The sequence below is a fragment of the Sphingomonas sanguinis genome (genome assembly GCF_001476905.1).
Taxonomy (GTDB): domain Bacteria; phylum Pseudomonadota; class Alphaproteobacteria; order Sphingomonadales; family Sphingomonadaceae; genus Sphingomonas; species Sphingomonas sanguinis_B.
Window position 1 is genome coordinate 1 of the sequence record NZ_LDTE01000100.1, and the last position, 16,106, is coordinate 16,106.

General features: G+C 67.9%; 18 protein-coding genes. 7 read left to right on the plus strand and 11 right to left on the minus strand.

Annotated elements, in window-relative coordinates; translation table 11 throughout:
• Window positions 1-36 precede the first annotated feature (36 nt).
• Complete coding sequence (locus SB4_RS14720) at window positions 37-621, plus strand: GNAT family N-acetyltransferase (RefSeq protein WP_058753170.1); 585 nt, start codon at window positions 37-39, stop codon at window positions 619-621.
• On the opposite strand, the gene SB4_RS14725 is transcribed toward SB4_RS14720, so the two are convergent.
• Both SB4_RS14725 and SB4_RS14730 read right to left on the minus strand, forming a co-directional pair.
• Window positions 618-1,373, minus strand: a complete 756-nt coding sequence (locus SB4_RS14725; protein ID WP_193753836.1) for a hypothetical protein — start codon at window positions 1,371-1,373, stop codon at window positions 618-620. The two genes, SB4_RS14720 and SB4_RS14725, sit on opposite strands and share 4 nt — an antisense overlap.
• Entirely contained in the window at window positions 1,370-2,224 is an 855-nt protein-coding gene (locus tag SB4_RS14730) for a DUF7847 domain-containing protein (protein ID WP_058753172.1), read from the minus strand. The genes SB4_RS14725 and SB4_RS14730 overlap by 4 nt, the downstream gene beginning before the upstream one ends.
• 117 nt (window positions 2,225-2,341) lie before the next feature.
• On the opposite strand from SB4_RS14730, the gene lipB reads away from it, so the two are divergent.
• The 4 genes from lipB (at window position 2,342) to SB4_RS14750 (ending at window position 6,361) form a co-directional block, all read left to right on the plus strand.
• A complete protein-coding gene (lipB, locus tag SB4_RS14735; RefSeq protein ID WP_153003054.1) occupies window positions 2,342-3,013 on the plus strand; it encodes a lipoyl(octanoyl) transferase LipB in 672 nt (223 codons plus the stop codon).
• Between the two features lie 90 nt (window positions 3,014-3,103).
• Window positions 3,104-3,367: a hypothetical protein gene (locus SB4_RS14740; protein ID WP_058717597.1), complete on the plus strand. Its 264-nt coding sequence runs from the start codon at window positions 3,104-3,106 to the stop codon at window positions 3,365-3,367.
• A 236-nt stretch (window positions 3,368-3,603) separates the two neighbouring features.
• Window positions 3,604-4,314, plus strand: coding sequence for a hypothetical protein (locus SB4_RS14745; protein ID WP_058717598.1), 711 nt, complete (start codon window positions 3,604-3,606; stop codon window positions 4,312-4,314).
• A gap of 184 nt (window positions 4,315-4,498) precedes the next feature.
• Window positions 4,499-6,361 (plus strand): ABC-F family ATP-binding cassette domain-containing protein, encoded by a 1,863-nt coding sequence (locus tag SB4_RS14750; protein ID WP_058717599.1) that lies wholly within the window; start codon window positions 4,499-4,501, stop codon window positions 6,359-6,361.
• Between the two features lie 244 nt (window positions 6,362-6,605).
• Here the strand turns inward: SB4_RS14750 and SB4_RS14755 are convergent, their stop codons facing one another.
• Complete coding sequence (locus SB4_RS14755) at window positions 6,606-6,884, minus strand: DUF3297 family protein (protein ID WP_058717600.1); 279 nt, start codon at window positions 6,882-6,884, stop codon at window positions 6,606-6,608.
• Between the two features lie 91 nt (window positions 6,885-6,975).
• Window positions 6,976-7,368 carry a hypothetical protein gene (locus tag SB4_RS14760; protein WP_058717601.1) on the minus strand — a complete coding sequence of 131 codons (393 nt, stop codon included), beginning with the start codon at window positions 7,366-7,368 and terminating at the stop codon, window positions 6,976-6,978.
• A gap of 140 nt (window positions 7,369-7,508) precedes the next feature.
• On the opposite strand from SB4_RS14760, the gene SB4_RS14765 reads away from it, so the two are divergent.
• Window positions 7,509-7,910 (plus strand): EVE domain-containing protein, encoded by a 402-nt coding sequence (locus tag SB4_RS14765; protein ID WP_058753174.1) that lies wholly within the window; start codon window positions 7,509-7,511, stop codon window positions 7,908-7,910.
• Window positions 7,911-7,932: 22 nt separating this feature from the next.
• Here SB4_RS14765 and SB4_RS14770 read toward each other — a convergent pair whose 3' ends face one another.
• Genes SB4_RS14770 through SB4_RS14785 form a run of 4 tightly spaced genes read right to left on the minus strand, consistent with a single transcriptional unit; the run spans window position 7,933 to window position 11,675 of the window.
• Window positions 7,933-8,751, minus strand: coding sequence for a shikimate 5-dehydrogenase (locus SB4_RS14770; RefSeq protein ID WP_058753179.1), 819 nt, complete (start codon window positions 8,749-8,751; stop codon window positions 7,933-7,935).
• 57 nt (window positions 8,752-8,808) lie between these two features.
• Window positions 8,809-9,879, minus strand: coding sequence for a sialidase family protein (locus SB4_RS14775; RefSeq protein ID WP_153006247.1), 1,071 nt, complete (start codon window positions 9,877-9,879; stop codon window positions 8,809-8,811).
• 42 nt (window positions 9,880-9,921) lie between these two features.
• The gene (locus SB4_RS14780; RefSeq protein WP_058753175.1) at window positions 9,922-10,968 is read right to left on the minus strand and encodes an NAD(P)H-dependent flavin oxidoreductase; all 1,047 of its coding nucleotides are present in this window, start codon (window positions 10,966-10,968) and stop codon (window positions 9,922-9,924) included.
• The gene (locus SB4_RS14785; RefSeq protein ID WP_058753176.1) at window positions 10,965-11,675 is read right to left on the minus strand and encodes a c-type cytochrome; all 711 of its coding nucleotides are present in this window, start codon (window positions 11,673-11,675) and stop codon (window positions 10,965-10,967) included. The genes SB4_RS14780 and SB4_RS14785 overlap by 4 nt, the downstream gene beginning before the upstream one ends.
• A 117-nt stretch (window positions 11,676-11,792) precedes the next feature.
• Between SB4_RS14785 and SB4_RS14790 the strand changes: the two genes are divergently transcribed.
• The gene (locus SB4_RS14790) at window positions 11,793-12,683 is read left to right on the plus strand and encodes a prephenate dehydratase (protein WP_058753177.1); all 891 of its coding nucleotides are present in this window, start codon (window positions 11,793-11,795) and stop codon (window positions 12,681-12,683) included.
• 124 nt (window positions 12,684-12,807) lie between these two features.
• Here the strand turns inward: SB4_RS14790 and nudC are convergent, their stop codons facing one another.
• From nudC to SB4_RS14805, 3 genes are read right to left on the minus strand one after another with little or no spacing between them, the layout of a single operon-like run.
• Window positions 12,808-13,665 carry an NAD(+) diphosphatase gene (gene nudC, locus SB4_RS14795; protein WP_058753178.1) on the minus strand — a complete coding sequence of 286 codons (858 nt, stop codon included), beginning with the start codon at window positions 13,663-13,665 and terminating at the stop codon, window positions 12,808-12,810.
• Window positions 13,662-14,978, minus strand: a complete 1,317-nt coding sequence (locus SB4_RS14800) for a serine hydrolase domain-containing protein (RefSeq protein WP_058753181.1) — start codon at window positions 14,976-14,978, stop codon at window positions 13,662-13,664. The genes nudC and SB4_RS14800 overlap by 4 nt, the downstream gene beginning before the upstream one ends.
• Window positions 14,978-16,036: an A/G-specific adenine glycosylase gene (locus SB4_RS14805; RefSeq protein WP_193753837.1), complete on the minus strand. Its 1,059-nt coding sequence runs from the start codon at window positions 16,034-16,036 to the stop codon at window positions 14,978-14,980. The genes SB4_RS14800 and SB4_RS14805 overlap by 1 nt, the downstream gene beginning before the upstream one ends.
• Window positions 16,037-16,106: the final 70 nt, after the last annotated feature.

A 16,106-nucleotide genomic window follows, 5' to 3' on the forward strand; every position in this document is an offset into this window, starting at 1 on the left:
TGAGCCTGCCGCCGCTCGCGACTTGGGAATAGCATCATGGCGCTGATCCCCGTCGATCCGGCCGAGATCGCGACCATCGTCACCACGCTGGAGATGCGCGAGCGGCCGCGCCCGCGCCCCCTGCCCGCGTCGCCGCTGGGGCTGGTCCCCTGGAAGCAGCCTGATCCGGCCAAATACCGCACGTTGTTCGCGCGGGTCGGCGCGCCTTGGCTGTGGTTCTCGCGGCTGGTGATGGACGATCCCACGCTGACCGCGATCATCCATGACCCGGCGGTCTCGGTCTTCGCGGTGGTCGACCGGGCGGGGATCGAGGTCGGGCTGCTCGAACTCGATCATCGGCGGACGGGTGAGTGCGAGATCGGCTATTTCGGGCTGATCCCCGAACTGGTGGGACAGGGCCATGGCCGCTGGCTGATGGCGCAGGCGATGATGCGCGCCTGGATGCCCGGCGTGGAGCGGGTATGGGTGCATACCTGCACGCTCGACCACCCGTCCGCACTCAACTTCTATCGCAAGCAGGGGTTCGTGCCTGTGTCGCGTGCGATCGAGACCTTTCCCGATCCGCGCAGCCTCGGCCTGTTGCCGCCCGAGGCCGCGCCGCAAATCCCGCGTCTGGCTTAGGCGCGAACCAGACGGCGATAGGCCGCAATCGAGATCAGCGCCTGCGCCAGCCCCGCCGCCATCGCCACCGTTGCGGCTCCGGCTTGCAGCAGCGCGATCGCGACCGGATTGCCGGACCCCATGCCGCCATCGCCCTGCACCATCTCGATCAACGCCACGAAAGGCCGTGCCGCGACGATCCCGCCCAGATAGGTGCAGGAGGCCAGCGCCGCCATCGACAGCCCTGCGCCGCGCGTCAGCATGACCGACCGCCCCATGGCCGCCAGCGCCGCCATCCGCCGCTCTGCGAACAGCACCGGCCCGACCAGCATCAGCCGCCCCGCAATGTAGATGCCGGGCAGTATCCAGAGCAGCGTGCCTGCGCCGACCGGCACCGCGACCAGCACCATCGCCAGCAGGAAGCGCGGCGCCATGGTCAGCGCACGGCCCAGCGCCTCGCCGACGCTTTGCCGCCCGCCGCCCAGCTCCAGCGACAGGACCGCCGCCGTGCCGATCATCCCGATCGCATAGGCGGCGAAATACCAGCCGCCATAATGGGTGGCCCATTCACCGACCGAATCGATCCAGGCCATGGCACGCTGGCCGCCCTCGCCCACGCCTTCCTCGGGCTGGGGCGGCATAGGTACGAGCAGGCCGAGCGCCAGCGAGGGCCAGAACAGAAAGGGCGCGGCCAGCCGGACCAGCAGCCCACCGTCCCGGCGGAACAGGGCCCAGGCGTCCCGCAGGGTCGCAATCACATCCAGCTTCATCACAGGGCGGGCGCGCCGTCCCCGTTCTGATAGGCCTTATCCCCCGCCGTCGCGACATAGAGCCGCGCGACGAAGACATAGGCGAGCGTCAGGAAACCCGTGCTGACCACCGTGCCGATCAACATGGCCAGCAACAGCGCCAGCGGCGTACGGTCCGCACCCAGCACCAGGCGCAGGATCGCGCCCGACACGCCCTGCGCGGCGAGCGTGGCGACACCCAGCACGATCAGGAACAGGATGAAGACCCCGATCAGCCGCCAGGTCATGCCCCGGGTCAGCGCGATCGAGCGGCGGAACGCGCCCAGCCCGCGCCGCTCGTTGAGCACCACCGCATAGACCGGCATCAACCGCGCGATGAGCCAGAGCGACAGCGCCGCCACGACCAGCATGTAAAGCGCGACAAACATCGCCGCGCCGCCCGGCATCGGCGGCAGCTTCGACGGATCGCCTTGAGCCGCCATGACGGCAGCGAAATCATAGCCGGACGCGCCGAGCACGACGATCGGCACCAGAATGATCAGGCCAAAGCCGATACCAATGACCGCACCGACGCCGATCACCGGCAGCAACCGGCCGAGCGCCGCGCGCGACGCATCGGCCGTGGTCGTCGCCGGATGGGTCGCGACCGCCATGATCGCCAACTGGGCCCAAACGCCCATGACCAGCGACAGCAGGGTGATGGCGAAACCCGTCACCCCCATCTGTCCGGGCGCGGCCCCGCGCGGCACCAGCAACAGCTGCAATACCGCCGGAAGGACGATGCCGATCGCGGCGATCGGCGCAAGCATCCCGGCCCTGCCCGACAACACCTGCTGCGTGCTGTCCCACACGGTTCCGATCCTGACGGTCATCATTCCTCCCTTGGCCGGGCCACCCCGCCCGGTCCGCTTTGCCTAGACGATTGCTGGGGCCAACGCCATCGGTGCGCAATGCTTGCAACCCTGGGGGCGCGGGCGCAGAGACGGGACATCGTGACTCACATACCCGACATGCCCGATATCGAATGGCGGATCAGCCCCGGCCTGACGCCCTATGACCAGTCGCTTGCCGAAATGGAGGCGCGCGCCGCCGCCGTGGCGGCGGGCGAGGCGCGCGAACTGGTCTGGCTGCTCGAACATCCGCCCGTCTATACGGCGGGGACCAGCGCCGATCCGGTCGAGCTGGTCGACCCGCGTTTCCCGGTGTTCCAGACCGGGCGCGGCGGCAAATATACCTATCACGGCCCCGGCCAGCGGACCGGCTATCTGGTGCTGGACCTGACCAAGCGCGGGCGCGACGTGCGTCGCTTCGTCCACGGGCTGGAGGACTGGCTGATCGCCGCGCTCGCCCGGCTGGGCGTCCATGCCTTCAGCGTCGACGGGCGCGTCGGCATCTGGACCCGCGACGGCGGGCCGGAGGCGAAGATCGGCGCGATCGGCGTCCGGGTGCGCCGCTGGATCACGCTGCACGGCTTTGCGATCAATATCGCGCCCGACCTGTCCCATTTCGGGGGTATCGTGCCGTGCGGCCTGCCCGAATTCCCGGTGACCAGTCTTTTTGCGTTAAACGGCGTCAAGTCCTTGGAAACCTTTGACGAGGCACTTGCGTTCACATTTCCGGCCTTCCTCAACGCTCTCGACGCACTGCGACAAAACGAGGCTTGAGGACCAGACGGTATCCGATTAATGTCCACCCCGATTTGGGTAATAGGGCCAGCAAGCCGTTCCAAATCCTTTATATCAAGGGAGCTTCCAATGCGTGCAATCATCTCCAAGGTCCTGACGGGCTCGATCATCGCCGGCGCGGCGCTCGCGGTTTCGGCTTGCGGCTCGAAGACCGAGAACACTGCCGATGCGAACATGACCATGAATGCTTCGGAAGGCATGGACACCGCCACCGACAACATGACCGCCGTCGACGGCGCCATGAACGGCGGCATGATGGCCAACGACACCATGGGCAACGACATGATGATGGCCAACGACACCATGTCGATGAACGCATCGAACGCGATGTAATCATCATCGGGGCAACCCGATAGGAAGGGGCCGTCCGGGCGACCGGGCGGCCCTTTTTCATGCCTGCCGAAGCCGGGCCGCAACCCCGTGGAAATACGGCATTTTCACTACCCTTCCGTAACGACCGACGATCCCCGGCAATCGTCCCGCCCACGCGATTTCCATTTGGGTTAACGGCCGAAAAGCGTTATGTTTCGGGACGCTCGAAGGCCCTACGGGGGAAGGATCGGAACATAATGAAGGTGGTGCGTACCGCGCTGGTCGCTGGCGTGGCGTTTTGGGGGATGGGCGCTGCGGCGCCTGCATCGGCACAATTCTTCCTGCAGCCCTACAACTTCCAGGGAAAGCCCGTTCAGGGCGACGAACCCGGTATCGGCCAGCCGCTGCCCGGCGCGACCCCGGCCGAGTTGCGGGCGGGCTTGCTGTGGAACATGCGCGCCGCGCTGAACGTCGCCGCGCTGCAATGCCAGTTCGAGCCGATGCTGGCGACCGTCGCCAACTATAACGCGATCCTGAAGGACCATGATGCCGAGCTGAAGGGCGCGTTCGACACGCTGGGCGCCTATTTCAAGCGGAAGAACAAGACCCCGCGCGAAGGGCAGATGGCGCTCGATCAATATGGCACGCGCACCTATTCCAGTTTTGCGGCGGTCGCGGCGCAGCTAAACTTCTGCCAGACGGCGGGCTCGATCGCCCATGCGGCGGTGTTCACGCCGCGCGGCCATCTGGGCGAGCTGGCGGTCGAGCGGATGCGCGAGCTGCGCAACAGCCTGACCCCCTATGGCGAGCAGCGCTTCCCCCGCTATATCGGTCGCGAGCAACATATCGTCGCCACCATGCCGCGGCTGGATGCGCTGTGCTGGAACAAGAAGGCCGAATGGGTCGCCAAGAAGTGCGGCGCGCAGAACTGGCCACCGGCCGGCGCGACCGCCATCGCGGCACGCTGAGGTCAAATCCTCCCCGATACGGGGAGGCGGCAGCGCGAAAGCGCTGACGGAGGGGGGCTTCCGCTGGGAGCGCCCTGTGTGAAACGCCCCCTCCACCACCGCTTCGCGGCGGTCCCCCTCCCTGTGCCGGGGAGGATGAAAGCGCCCCTCCCCTTTCGCCGCAATATTTGCTAGGCGCGCGGCCATGCTCAATCTGAATGGCATCACCGTGCGCCTGGGCGGCCGCACGATCCTCGACGGCGCATCCGCGGCGCTCCCCCCCGGCAGCCGGGTCGGCCTGATCGGCCGCAACGGTGCGGGCAAGTCGACGCTCGTCCGCGTGATCGCAGGGCAGCTGGAGGCCGATGACGGCGCGTGCGAAATGCCCAAGGGCGCCAAGCTCGGCTATATCGCGCAGGAAGCCCCCGACGGCAGCGCCACCCCGTTCGAGACGGTGCTCGCCGCCGATATCGAGCGCGCGGAGCTGATGGAGCGCAGCGAGACCGAGAGCGATCCCGAAAAGCTGGGCGATATCTATGAGCGGCTGATCGCGATCGACGCCTATACCGCGCCCGCCCGCGCCTCGAGCATCCTGCAGGGCTTGGGCTTCGACGAGGCGATGCAGGGTCGCCCGCTATCCAGCTATTCGGGCGGCTGGAAGATGCGCGTGGCGCTGGCCGCACTGCTGTTCTCCGCCCCCGACGTGCTGCTGCTCGACGAACCGTCGAACCACCTCGACCTCGAAGCGGTCATGTGGCTGGAGGATTTCCTCAAATCCTACCGCGCGACGATCCTGCTGGTCAGCCATGAGCGCGACTTCCTGAACAATGTCGTCGACCATATCCTGCACCTGCAGGGCGGCAAGGTGACGCTCTATCCGGGCGGATACGATTCGTTCGAGCGCCAGCGTGCCGAGCGGATGGCGCAGCTCGCCGCCGCCAAGGCGAATCAGGACGCGCAGCGCGCCAAGTTGCAGGACTATATCGCCCGCAACTCGGCTCGCGCCTCGACCGCCAAGCAGGCGCAGAGCCGTGCCAAGATGCTGTCCAAGATGCAGCCGATCGCCGAAATGGCGAACGACCCGTCGCTGTCCTTCGACTTCCCCGATCCCGATCAGCTGCGCCCGCCGCTGATCACGCTGGACCTGGCGAGCGTGGGCTATGCCGAGACGCCGATCCTGAAGCGGCTGAACCTGCGTATCGACCCGGACGATCGGATCGCGCTCCTGGGCCGCAACGGCAACGGCAAGACGACGCTCGCCCGCCTGCTCGCCGCGCAGCTGGCGCCGATGGAAGGCGAGATGAACGCATCGGGCAAGATGCGCGTCGGCTATTTCACCCAGTATCAGGTCGAGGAGCTCGACACCGACGACACCGCGCTGGAGCATATGACCCGCATCATGCGCGGCGCGAGCCCGGCGGCAGTGCGCGCGCAGCTGGGCCGGTTCGGCTTTTCGGGCGACAAGGCGACGACCAAGGTCGGCAAGCTGTCTGGTGGCGAACGCGCGCGACTCGCGCTGGCGCTCATCACCCGCGACGCGCCGCACATGCTGATCCTCGACGAACCGACCAACCACTTGGACGTCGACGCGCGCGAGGCGCTGGTCCAGGCGCTCAACATGTACAAGGGCACGGTCGTGCTGGTCAGCCATGATCGCCACATGCTGGAGATGACAGCGGACCGGCTCGTGCTGGTCGACAACGGCACCGCGAAGGAGTTCGACGGATCGCTGGACGACTATATCGCCTTCGTTCTGAAGGGCGATGCGGGCCAGGGCGATGCCGCGTCCAAGGCCGACCGGGCGGCGAACAAGAAGGCCTCGGCCGAACAGCGCGAACGCTTCAACGCGATGAAGAAGACGCTGCGCGGCATCGAGGACGAAATGGCCAAGCTGACCCGCGAGCGCGATGCGCTGGACAAGGCGATGAACGACCCGGCCTCGGCCGAGCCGCGCCACGCGAAACTGTCGATGGGCGAGCTGAACAAGCGCCGCGCCGAAGTGGTCGACAAGCTGGCCGAGGCGGAAGTGCGCTGGATGGAAGCGGGTGAGGCGATGGAGGCGGCGTAAGCCGCTTTCCGCCAAGCGAAGTCGAATGTGGAACGGGATCTCCCTGGGCTTCGACTTCGCTCAGCCTGAATGGGGCTTGGGGTCGAGCCAATAACCCAGGCCTGTACCCCGGCGAAGGCCGAGGCCCATTTGCCATCAAGCCGGTGGCGCGCGATCCAAGGCGTGGGAGGCCACGGCCCCGCCCCGTCGAAAGCACCCGGCAGCTGGACCCCGGCCTTCGCCGGGGTACACCCGGTAAGTAGGCTTACGCTTCTTCCGAACCCTCGGCCGCATCCTCGCCGTCAGCCGGATTCTCGATCCACGCCTCGACCTCGCCGGTCAGCTTCAGGGTGAGCGGGCGGCCATGACGGTCGACCTTCTTGCCCAGCGCAACGCGAATCCAGCCTTCGGAAATGCAATATTCCTCGACGTCGCGGCGCTCGGCGCCCTTGAAGCGGATGCCGACCCCACGCGAGAGGAGGTCCTGGTCGAAATAGGGGCTGTCCGGGTTGGTGGACAGGCGATCGGGAACGGTATCGGTCATGCTCCGGCCTTAACGCCGACTCGGGGTCGCTGCCAAGAAGGCCGCCCGAGAAAAAGCGGCGCCGGGATACCTCCCGACGCCGCCAAGGGCCTTAGTTGCAGACCCGGACTTGGACATTGCGGCCCCAATAGGGGTCCCAGCGCCAGTCATTCCAGCAGCGCGGCGCATAGCTGCGATACTCATACTGGTACACCGGCGGCGGGGGCGGCGGTGCATAATAGGGGTCATAGCCCCGATCGTAATAATAGCGGCGATCGACATAACGCGGCTGGTTGCTGCTCGCGATGGCCGCGCCGATACCCAGACCAAGGATGCCGCCGATCAGCGCGCCTGCGGCCGCATCGCCGCGATCGCGGTGATAATAACCGCCATAGCCACCACCCCAGCCACGGCCCCAACGCTGCGCCTCGGCCGGAGCCGCCGCCGTCAACGCGGTCGCCCCCAACGCCAAGCCCAGCCCCAGCTTCTTCAACACTCCATTCATACCGAACCTCCGATACTGATACGCCCGGTCCGCTGACGGCAAAACGCGCACGCGGCGTCCGTGTTGCCTGCTCTGCCACTATCGGGCTGAATGGACGCGGAATATGGTGTTTAGTCAGCGTTCAGGAGGGGGAGGCGGTGATGGGGTGTTGGCTACTGAAATCGGAGCCGGACAGCTATGGCTGGGACGATCTGGTCCGGGACGGATCGACCGAATGGGACGGCGTGCGCAACGCCGCCGCCGCGAAACATCTGCGTGCGATGCAGGTCGGCGACCGTGCGATCTTCTATCACAGCGGCAAGGACAAGGCGGCGGTCGGCATCGCGACGATCACGCGCGCGGCCCGGCCCGATGGCGAGGATGGCCGCTGGGTCTCGGTTCAAGTTGCCCCCGACCGCCCGCTGCCCCGGCCGGTGACGCTGGCGGCGATGAAGGCCGATGCGCGACTGGCCGGACTGCCGATGCTGCGTCAGTCGCGATTGTCGGTATCGCCGGTGGGTGAGGCGGAATGGGCCGTACTGATGGAAATGGCGGGCCTTTAAATCCTCCCCGCTCCGGAGAGGATCAGCCCAGGCTCCGGGCGTAGTCGGCCGCCTCACGCACCTGCTCCGGCGTCGGACGCACGCCGGTGTAGAGCACGAACTGCTCCAGCGCCTGGATCGTCGCGACCTCGGTGCCGGTGATGACCCGCTTGCCCATCCCGCGCGCGACCGCCAGGAACCTGGTCTCGGGCGGATATTGCACCACGTCGAAGGCGATCTCGGCTTCGGCGATCATCGCTTCGGGGAAGGCGAGCTGGTCCTCATTACCGCCGGTCATGCCGATCGGCGTGACATTGATCAGCAGCGCCGCGCCCTCGCCCAGCTCACTCGCCCAGCCGAAGCCGTAGAGATCGGCCAGTTCGCGCCCGACCGCTTCGTTGCGCGCGACGATGGTGCCGTGCATGAAACCCGAATCGCGCAGGGCCGCCGCCACCGCCTTGGCCATGCCGCCGGAGCCGCGCAGCACGAAAGGCGTCGCGCGGTCGATATCGGCGATCAGCTCGACCACGGCCGCATAATCGGTGTTGTAGCCGGTCAGTCGCCCGTCATCATTGACGATGGTGTTCACGCTGTCGATCGCCGCCGCCGATCCAGCAAGCCCGTCGAGCATCGGGATCACCGCTTCCTTGAACGGCATCGAGATGGCGCAACCGCGAATGTTCAGCGCCCGGATACCGCCCACCGCCGCCGCCAGATCGGTGGTGCTGAACGACTTGTAGACATAATCGAGCCCGGTCAGCTCATAGAGCCGATTGTGGAAACGCGAACCGAAATTGCCGGGCCGCGCCGACAACGACATGCACAGCCGCGTGTCGCGGCCGATGGGGGGCTTGGTGGTCATCATGCCGGTCTAGCGGAATACGGGTGCGCGTGCATCCCTTGGCCCGCGCTCTGTCCATCACCGCAACAATTTCGGATCGATCACCACATGCCGGATATGCTGCCGGTTCCAGGTATAGCTCACATGCACCAGCCCGTCGCGAGTCTGGATCACCGCCGGATAGGCATAGCCGTCAGGCATGGGCTTGCTCTCCAGCGTCAGGACGTTGCGCCACCGGACGCCATCGTCGGACAGCCCGATGTTGAGCGGCCAGCGCGGCCCGTCGCCCGGCGTGCCCGGTGCATGCGCGCTGTGGTTGTACACGACCAGTTGACGCCCATCGGCCAGCGTCAGCGCGTCGGTCCCCGCATTGGGATTGGGCAGGTCGATCGCGGCGATCGGCGACCAGCGGACGCCGCCGTCACGCGACCAGCTTTGCGCCAGCGCACCCTGCCGCGTGCGGGCGATCAGTTCCAGCTTGCCGTCCTTGTGGAACAGGATGCTGGGCTGGATCGCCTCGATATGCATGGGCGAGGCGATGGGCGCGGTGACGGTCCAGCTACGCCCCTGGTCGGTGCTGCGCTCGATACGCAGCGACCAGATATTGGCCTCAGCCGTGCCTTCCTCGCGGCTCGACGGCGACAGCCAGGCGCCGTCGGGGGCGATGACCGGCTTGTTCTTGATCGGTCCCAGCACCCCGTTCGGCAGGCGCTCCGGCTTGCTCCATGTCCGCCCGCCATCGCTGGAGCGGATGACCATGCCCCACCATTCGCGCGGGTTTGGCCCGACCTTGTAGAACAGGTGGAGTGGCTGGCCCGGCGGCTGGAACAGCACCGGGTTCCAGGTGGGATAACGCTGGCCACCGGGCATGATACCGTCGGCGACGGGCACCGGCGCGGTCCAGCCCTTTGCCTCGCGCCGCGCGAACCAGATACGGACATCGGGGCGGCTCTCCCCCGAACCCGCGAACCAGGCGGCGGCCAGCGCGCCGTCGGGAAGCTGGACCAGGGTCGAGGCATGGGCCTGCGGATAGGGCGCGGCGGCATCGACGAATTCGGACAGCAGGATCGGCGAGCGTGGCTCCGCCGCCGGAAGGGCCGAGCCGATCACCGCCATCGGCACCAGCAAGGCTGTTCTCGCGATCCGCATATTCCGTCCTTCGCCGCCCATAGGGAGCCGCGCCGATAGACGCTATCGCCGGATCTCGCCAGCAATCGTGGCGACCAGTGCGGCGGCGGGCATCGCACGGGCAAGCGGCGCCCCCTGCCCCGCCCATTGCGCGCCATAGCCATATTCGTCCCGCCCCCGCGCCGCCGCGTTCAGCGCCTTTCCGGCATCATAGGCGATAGGATAATCCGGGACAGGCGCGGTGAGCGCCTCGGCCAGCGTCGTGAAGCGATTGGGCAGACACCGTGCCGGACGCCCCGAAATGGCGCGGGTCATCACCGTATGGCCCGCGCCTTCGCCCATCAGCGTCGCGCGATACGCCGCATCCGCCGCGCTTTCGGGACAGGCGATGAAGGCGGTGCCGAGCTGCGCCGCGACCGCGCCCAGCGCCAGCGCGGCGGACACCCCAGCCCCGTCCATGATTCCACCCGCAGCGATCACCGGCAGGGTCGTTTGCGTCACCAGCAGCCGGGTGAGCGCCAGCGTGCCCAGTCGGTCGTCGGGGGCGTCGGCATCGAAGACGCCGCGATGGCCGCCCGCCTCGTACCCTTGCGCGACTAGGGCATCCATGCCCGCCCGCTCGGCGGCCTGCGCTTCGGCCAGCGAGGTGACGCTAGCGAGCAGACGGCATCCCGCCTGTTTCAGCACCGTCACCTGGGCGGGGACGGGCAGGCCGAAGTGAAAGCTGACCCAGGCGGGTCGCGCCTCGACCAGCAAGGCCAGCATCGCATCGTCTTCGCGGAAGCTCGGATAGACGGGCCGCAAAGCCTCGGGCGGTTCGGCCCCGTAGGCGGCAAAGCTGGGACGCAAGGCCTCACACCATGCGGCCTCGCGGGCGCGGTCGATCCGCGGCGGGGCATGGACGAAGAGATTGACGTTGAACGCCCGGTCGGTCCGCGTCCGCAGCTCGGCCAGCATCTCCCCGGCCAAGCCAGGCGTGCTCGCCCCCAGTGCGATGCCGCCCAGTCCGCCCGCCGCATTGACCGCCGCCGCCATGGCGGGGGTCGACACCCCCGCCATCGGCGCTTGCAGGATCGGAACCGCTGCGACCAGGGCGTCCGGCACCGTCAGCGCGGCGCCTTGGCCCCTTCGATGGCGGCCTGCGGATCGACGGAGGGCGCGCCCTTGGCAGGCGTGCCGGTGTTGGCGATCGATCCGGTGTCGGCGCGCGGGTCCGCCTCGACCTTGTTGACCGCCGCGTCAGCCGCATTGGCGGGGGCCTCGCCCGCCGCCGGTTCCGCCTTGGCCGCCGGAGCGGCCGGCAGCGGCAGGTTCGATCCCTGCTGGTTAAGGTACAGGATCACGTTCGCGCGGTCCTGAGGATTGGAGAGACCGGCAAAGGTCATCTTCGTGCCGGGCGCGAACTTGCGTGGGGACGTCAGCCACGCGTTCATCTTGTCCCAGTCCCACTGACCGCCGACCGCCTTCAGTGCGTCGGAGAAGGCAAAGCCCGCTTTGCCTTGCGCGATACCCTCGCCCAGCGTGGCATAGAGATTAGGGCCGATACCGTTCGCGCCACCCTGGTTGATGGTGTGGCATGCGGCGCATTTCTTGAAGACTTCGGCGCCCTTGGCCGCGTCGGCGGTGGGCAGAAGCGAGGCGATCGGCACCTCGGCGGCTCCGCCGCCCGCACCCTCGGCCTCCACGCCTTCGATCGCATAGCCCATCTTTTCGGGGCGTTCCTCGTGGAAGATCATGCCTCCGACGATCGAAAGGCCCAATGCCGCGCCTGCCGCGCCCAGCACCCATCCCGCGATCGTATTGGTCTTTAGGTCCATCGCTCTTCGCTGCCCCGCCAATATCTCTCCTGAACGGCGACCTTAGGTGCGGCTTTCGCGAACGGCAAGTTCTGCTTCCCTTGATCGCACCGCCCCCGCGCTTTAGGCCGCACGCCCATGGAGAATTACGCCGCCCCCGCCCGCCCGATCGTCGAGGCGATGACCGCCGCCGCTCTCGCCGAGCCCGCACGCGCGGTCGCGTTCCAGGGGGCGCCCGGCGCCAACAGCCATGTCGCGGCGATGGAGGTATTCCCCGACGGCCTGCCGCTGCCCTGTTTCGATTTCGCCGACGCGCTGGACGCAGTGAAGACGGGCAAGGTCGACCAGGCGATCATCCCGATCGAAAACTCGCTGCACGGCCGGGTCGCCGACATCCATTTCCTGCTGCCCGAATCCGGGCTGGCGATCGTGGGCGAGCATTTCCTGTCGATCCGCCACGCCCTGATGGCGACGGGCACCCGCGACGAACTGGCCGAGGCGATGAGCCATCCCCAAGCGCTGGGCCAGTGCCGCCACTGGCTGCGCGCGCATGGCATCCGTCCGATCGCCTATGCCGATACGGCGGGGGCAGCGGCACGGGTGGCGGAGATGGCCGATCCGCGCATCGCCGCGCTCGCCCCGCCCCGCGCCGCCGAACTCTACGGCCTGAACCTGCTGGCCGAGGATATCTCGGACGCCGACAGCAACATGACCCGCTTCGTCGTGCTGGCACGCGGCAACCAACCGCCCGTCGGCGAGGGGCCGTGGATGACCAGCCTGATCTTCGAGGTGAAGAACATCCCCGCCGCCTTGTACAAGGCGATGGGGGGGTTCGCGACCAACGGCGTCAACATGACCAAGCTGGAAAGCTATCAGCGCGGCGGCAGCTTCGCCGCGACGGAGTTTTATTGCGACGTGGTCGGGCGGCCCGGCGAACCGGCGTTCGACCGCGCGATCGAGGAACTGGGATTCCACAGCAAATGGGTGCGGATGCTGGGGACATATCTGCAGGCGCGGGAGAGGGGATAAACTGAAATTTCCTCCCCTGGAAGGGGAGGTGGCGCGCATAGCGCGACGGAGGGGTGTCGCCCTCTCGATAGCGGGACACCCCTCCACCAGCTTCGCTGGTCCCCCTCCCCTTACAGGGGAGGAATTACGAAGCCGCCCACGCCTCCAGCAGCGTATGCGCGATCGCATAGGATGGCGGCACCCCGAACCGCGATCCATCTCCGGCCAGCGCCGCGCGCACCTCGTCGCGCGAAACCCAGATCGCGTCCTCCAGCTCGGTCGTGTCGATGGTCAGCCGGTCATCCACCGCCTCCGCGACGCACGCGATCATCAGTGACGACGGGAACGGCCAGGGCTGGCTGGCGATGTAGCGGACATTCCTCACCCGCACCCCCGCTTCCTCGAACAGCTCGCGGGCGACCGCCTCCTCGATCGACTCCCCCGGTTCCAGGAAGCCCGCCAGCGCCGAATAGCGCCCCGGCGGGAAAGCAGGCTGACGACCGAGCAGCGCGCGGCCATCATGCTCGGCGATCATGATGACCACCGGATCGACACGCGGAAAATGCTCGGTGCCGCAGGAGGGGCAGTGCCGCCCCCAGCCTGCGCGAAACGGCTCGGTTGCCGCTCCGCACTTCGCACAAAAGCCGTGCCGCGCATGCCAGTCGAGCACCGAACGCGCCGCCGCATAGGTCGCCGCCTCGCCCGCTTCCAGTGCGTGGAGCGCGGCGATCATCTCGAACGAGCGCCCGACCGCCGGTTCGCCGGTCAGCCGCGCGAAATGCGGCACCCCGTCCTCGATGCCGAGCAGCACATGATCCTCGGGGGCCGCATCCGCATCGATGGCGGTCCAGCCCAATCGTCCGTTCTCCATAATCGGCTGATAGTCGTTCAGCATCAGCAGCCGCGCCGCCGGATCGGCCAGCGCCGCCGCGAACCCCGCCGGATCGTGGCGCAGCGGATCGGCCCGATCCAGCCGCCCGCCGGTGAAACCCAGTGCCGTCACTTCGCCACCCGCCCCAGATCCTTGTAGAGCGCCGTCGCCAGATCGCGGCGCAGCGGATAGCGGTCGGCCGGGAAGTAATTGACCATCACCACACCGCGCACATGCCGGGTCGGGTCGACATAGGCGATGGTCCCGGCCGCGCCGCCCCAGCCATAGGTGCCCTTGCCCGGTCCGCCCGGCGTGTCGGCCAGCGTCACCGATCCGCCCGCGCCAAAGCCCGTCGGCACCTCGCCCGAACCGGCCCCGCTCGCACCCGTCACCGAACCATAGGTGACACCGGCGGGCAGCAGGTTGGACATGGCGAGGCGCACCGTCTCAGGCTTCATCACGCGCACGCCGTCAACCTGCCCCTCATTCTGGAGCATCTGGAGGAAGCGATCATAATCGCGCGCCGACATGACCAGCCCCGCGCCGCCGTAAGGAAAGCTGGGCGGCTGGCGAAACACCGAGCTGGCCGCCGGATCGACCGGAACCATCGTGTCGCCCAGGAAGGTATAGTTGCTGGCCAGCCGGTTCGTCGCCGAGGCGGGCACCTGCCAATAGCTGGAATTCATCTTCAGCGGCGCGAACAGCCGGGTCTGGACGAACCGCTCGAACGGCATGCCCGACACCTTCTCGACCACCGCCGCCAGCACGTCGAGGCCCATCGAATAGCTCCACCGGGTCCCCGGCTCGGCGATCAGCGGCGCGGTCGCCGCGCGTTCGGCGAATTGCTGGAGGTTCGCGGGACGGGTCGGGCGGACCTTGGCCTCGACCTGCGCATTCGCGGCGAAGGGCACCAAGCCCAGCCGCTCATATTCCGTGAGCAGCGGCCCCTTGGCGGTAAAGCTGTAACCCAGCCCCGCCGTGTGGGTCATCAGCTCGCGGATCGTGATGGGCTTGGTCGCCGGGCGGCTGTCGAGCGAGGCCTGCGGGTTGGTCAGCACCCGCATCTGCTTATAGGCCGGGTAGATGTCGGACAGCGGCTGGTCGAGCGTCAGCTTGCCCTCCTCGATCAGGATCATCGCGGCCATGGCCGTGATCGGCTTGGTCATCGAATAGACGCGCCACAGGCTGTCGGGCGTGGCGACGGGGGCGTTCGGCTCGATCCCGATCCGTCCGGCCGCGACGAACTGGGGCGGCTGACCCTGCAGCCCGATCGCGGCGACGATGCCGGGCATCTTGCCCGCCTTCACATAGCCGTCGAACAGCGCCTGTGTCGCGGGCAGTGCCGCGTTACGCTGCGCCTCGGCCCTGGTCTGCGCCACCTGCGCAAAGGCGGGTGTGCTCAGCAGGGCGAGCACCGCCCCGCCCGTCATCATCACGCGACGCATCATGAATTCTCGTTCCTTCTCAAACGCTCGGCTGCCCGCGCGAACAGCGTGGGAAGCCCGGCGGTTCCCAATTCGGCGACCGGCCACCATTCGCCCGCCGCCGGATCACTTGGCTCGCCCTCGCTCCTCGCAAGCGCGAGTTCCAGCTCAAAATGGGTGAAGCCATGCACGACCGTCTCGTTCAGCATGACCCAAGGCCCCTTCCCCGGTGCCTCGGCCAGCCCCGGCCGCTCATCGGCCCAGGGCCCGGTCGGCAGGGCGCGCATGCCACCCAGCATTCCCTTGTCCGGGCGGCGGACCAGCCAGACGCGCTCCTTATGCTCGATCCAGAAGACGGTGCCGTGACGATAGGGCCGCGCTTTCTTGGGCGCCTTGGCGGGCAGCGTCTCGGCGATACCCTCGGCCCGCGCGCGGCAATCCACCGCGAGCGGGCAGAGCAGGCATTGCGGCTTCTTCACCGTGCAGATCGAGGAGCCCAGGTCCATCATCGCCTGCGCAAAATCGCCCACGCGCGCGTCGGGCGTGATCCGGTCGGTCGCCTCGCGAATGGCGGGTCGTGCGGCGGGCAGCGGCGTTTGAATCGCAAACAGCCGGGCGACCACCCGCTCGACATTGGCGTCGACGACCACCGCCCGCTCGCCGAAAGCGATGGCCGCGACCGCCGCCGCCGTATAGGCCCCCAGCCCCGGCAGGTCGCGTAAAGCCGCTTCGGTCGCGGGGAAGCGACCGCCATGCTCGGCGACGACCGCCCGCGCGGCCTTCACCAGATTGCGGGCGCGGGCATAATAGCCCAGCCCTGCCCAGGCGGCCATGATGTCCTCGTCCGGCGCGGCGGCCAGGCTCGCCACATCGGGCCAGCGTGCGGTCCAGGCGGTGAAGCGGGGCGTGACCGCCGCCACCGTCGTTTGTTGCAGCATCACCTCTGACAGCCAGACGCGGTAGGGGTCGGGCACCTCCCCTGGCTTGGCTCGCCAGGGAAGCTCGCGGGCGTGCCGGTCATACCAGGCGAGCAGCCGGGCGGCGGGCGTATCGGGCGATGATGAATGCTTGGCGTCCACCCGCCCGCTATGGCATGGGGACGGATATGAGCAAGCGCGTCCGCGCCCCCCAGGAGCCGCCCCCCCGTTC

Coding starts and splice junctions, on each gene's coding strand:
- SB4_RS14720 (WP_058753170.1), top strand. CDS start 37: ATGGCGCTGATCCCCGTCGATCCGGCCGAGATCGCGACCATCGTCACC.
- SB4_RS14730 (WP_058753172.1), bottom strand. CDS start 2,224: ATGATGACCGTCAGGATCGGAACCGTGTGGGACAGCACGCAGCAGGTG.
- SB4_RS14740 (WP_058717597.1), top strand. CDS start 3,104: ATGCGTGCAATCATCTCCAAGGTCCTGACGGGCTCGATCATCGCCGGC.
- SB4_RS14745 (WP_058717598.1), top strand. CDS start 3,604: ATGAAGGTGGTGCGTACCGCGCTGGTCGCTGGCGTGGCGTTTTGGGGG.
- SB4_RS14750 (WP_058717599.1), top strand. CDS start 4,499: ATGCTCAATCTGAATGGCATCACCGTGCGCCTGGGCGGCCGCACGATC.
- SB4_RS14755 (WP_058717600.1), bottom strand. CDS start 6,884: ATGACCGATACCGTTCCCGATCGCCTGTCCACCAACCCGGACAGCCCC.
- SB4_RS14760 (WP_058717601.1), bottom strand. CDS start 7,368: ATGAATGGAGTGTTGAAGAAGCTGGGGCTGGGCTTGGCGTTGGGGGCG.
- SB4_RS14765 (WP_058753174.1), top strand. CDS start 7,509: ATGGGGTGTTGGCTACTGAAATCGGAGCCGGACAGCTATGGCTGGGAC.
- SB4_RS14770 (WP_058753179.1), bottom strand. CDS start 8,751: ATGACCACCAAGCCCCCCATCGGCCGCGACACGCGGCTGTGCATGTCG.
- SB4_RS14775 (WP_153006247.1), bottom strand. CDS start 9,879: ATGCGGATCGCGAGAACAGCCTTGCTGGTGCCGATGGCGGTGATCGGC.
- SB4_RS14785 (WP_058753176.1), bottom strand. CDS start 11,675: ATGGACCTAAAGACCAATACGATCGCGGGATGGGTGCTGGGCGCGGCA.
- SB4_RS14790 (WP_058753177.1), top strand. CDS start 11,793: ATGGAGAATTACGCCGCCCCCGCCCGCCCGATCGTCGAGGCGATGACC.
- SB4_RS14800 (WP_058753181.1), bottom strand. CDS start 14,978: ATGCGTCGCGTGATGATGACGGGCGGGGCGGTGCTCGCCCTGCTGAGC.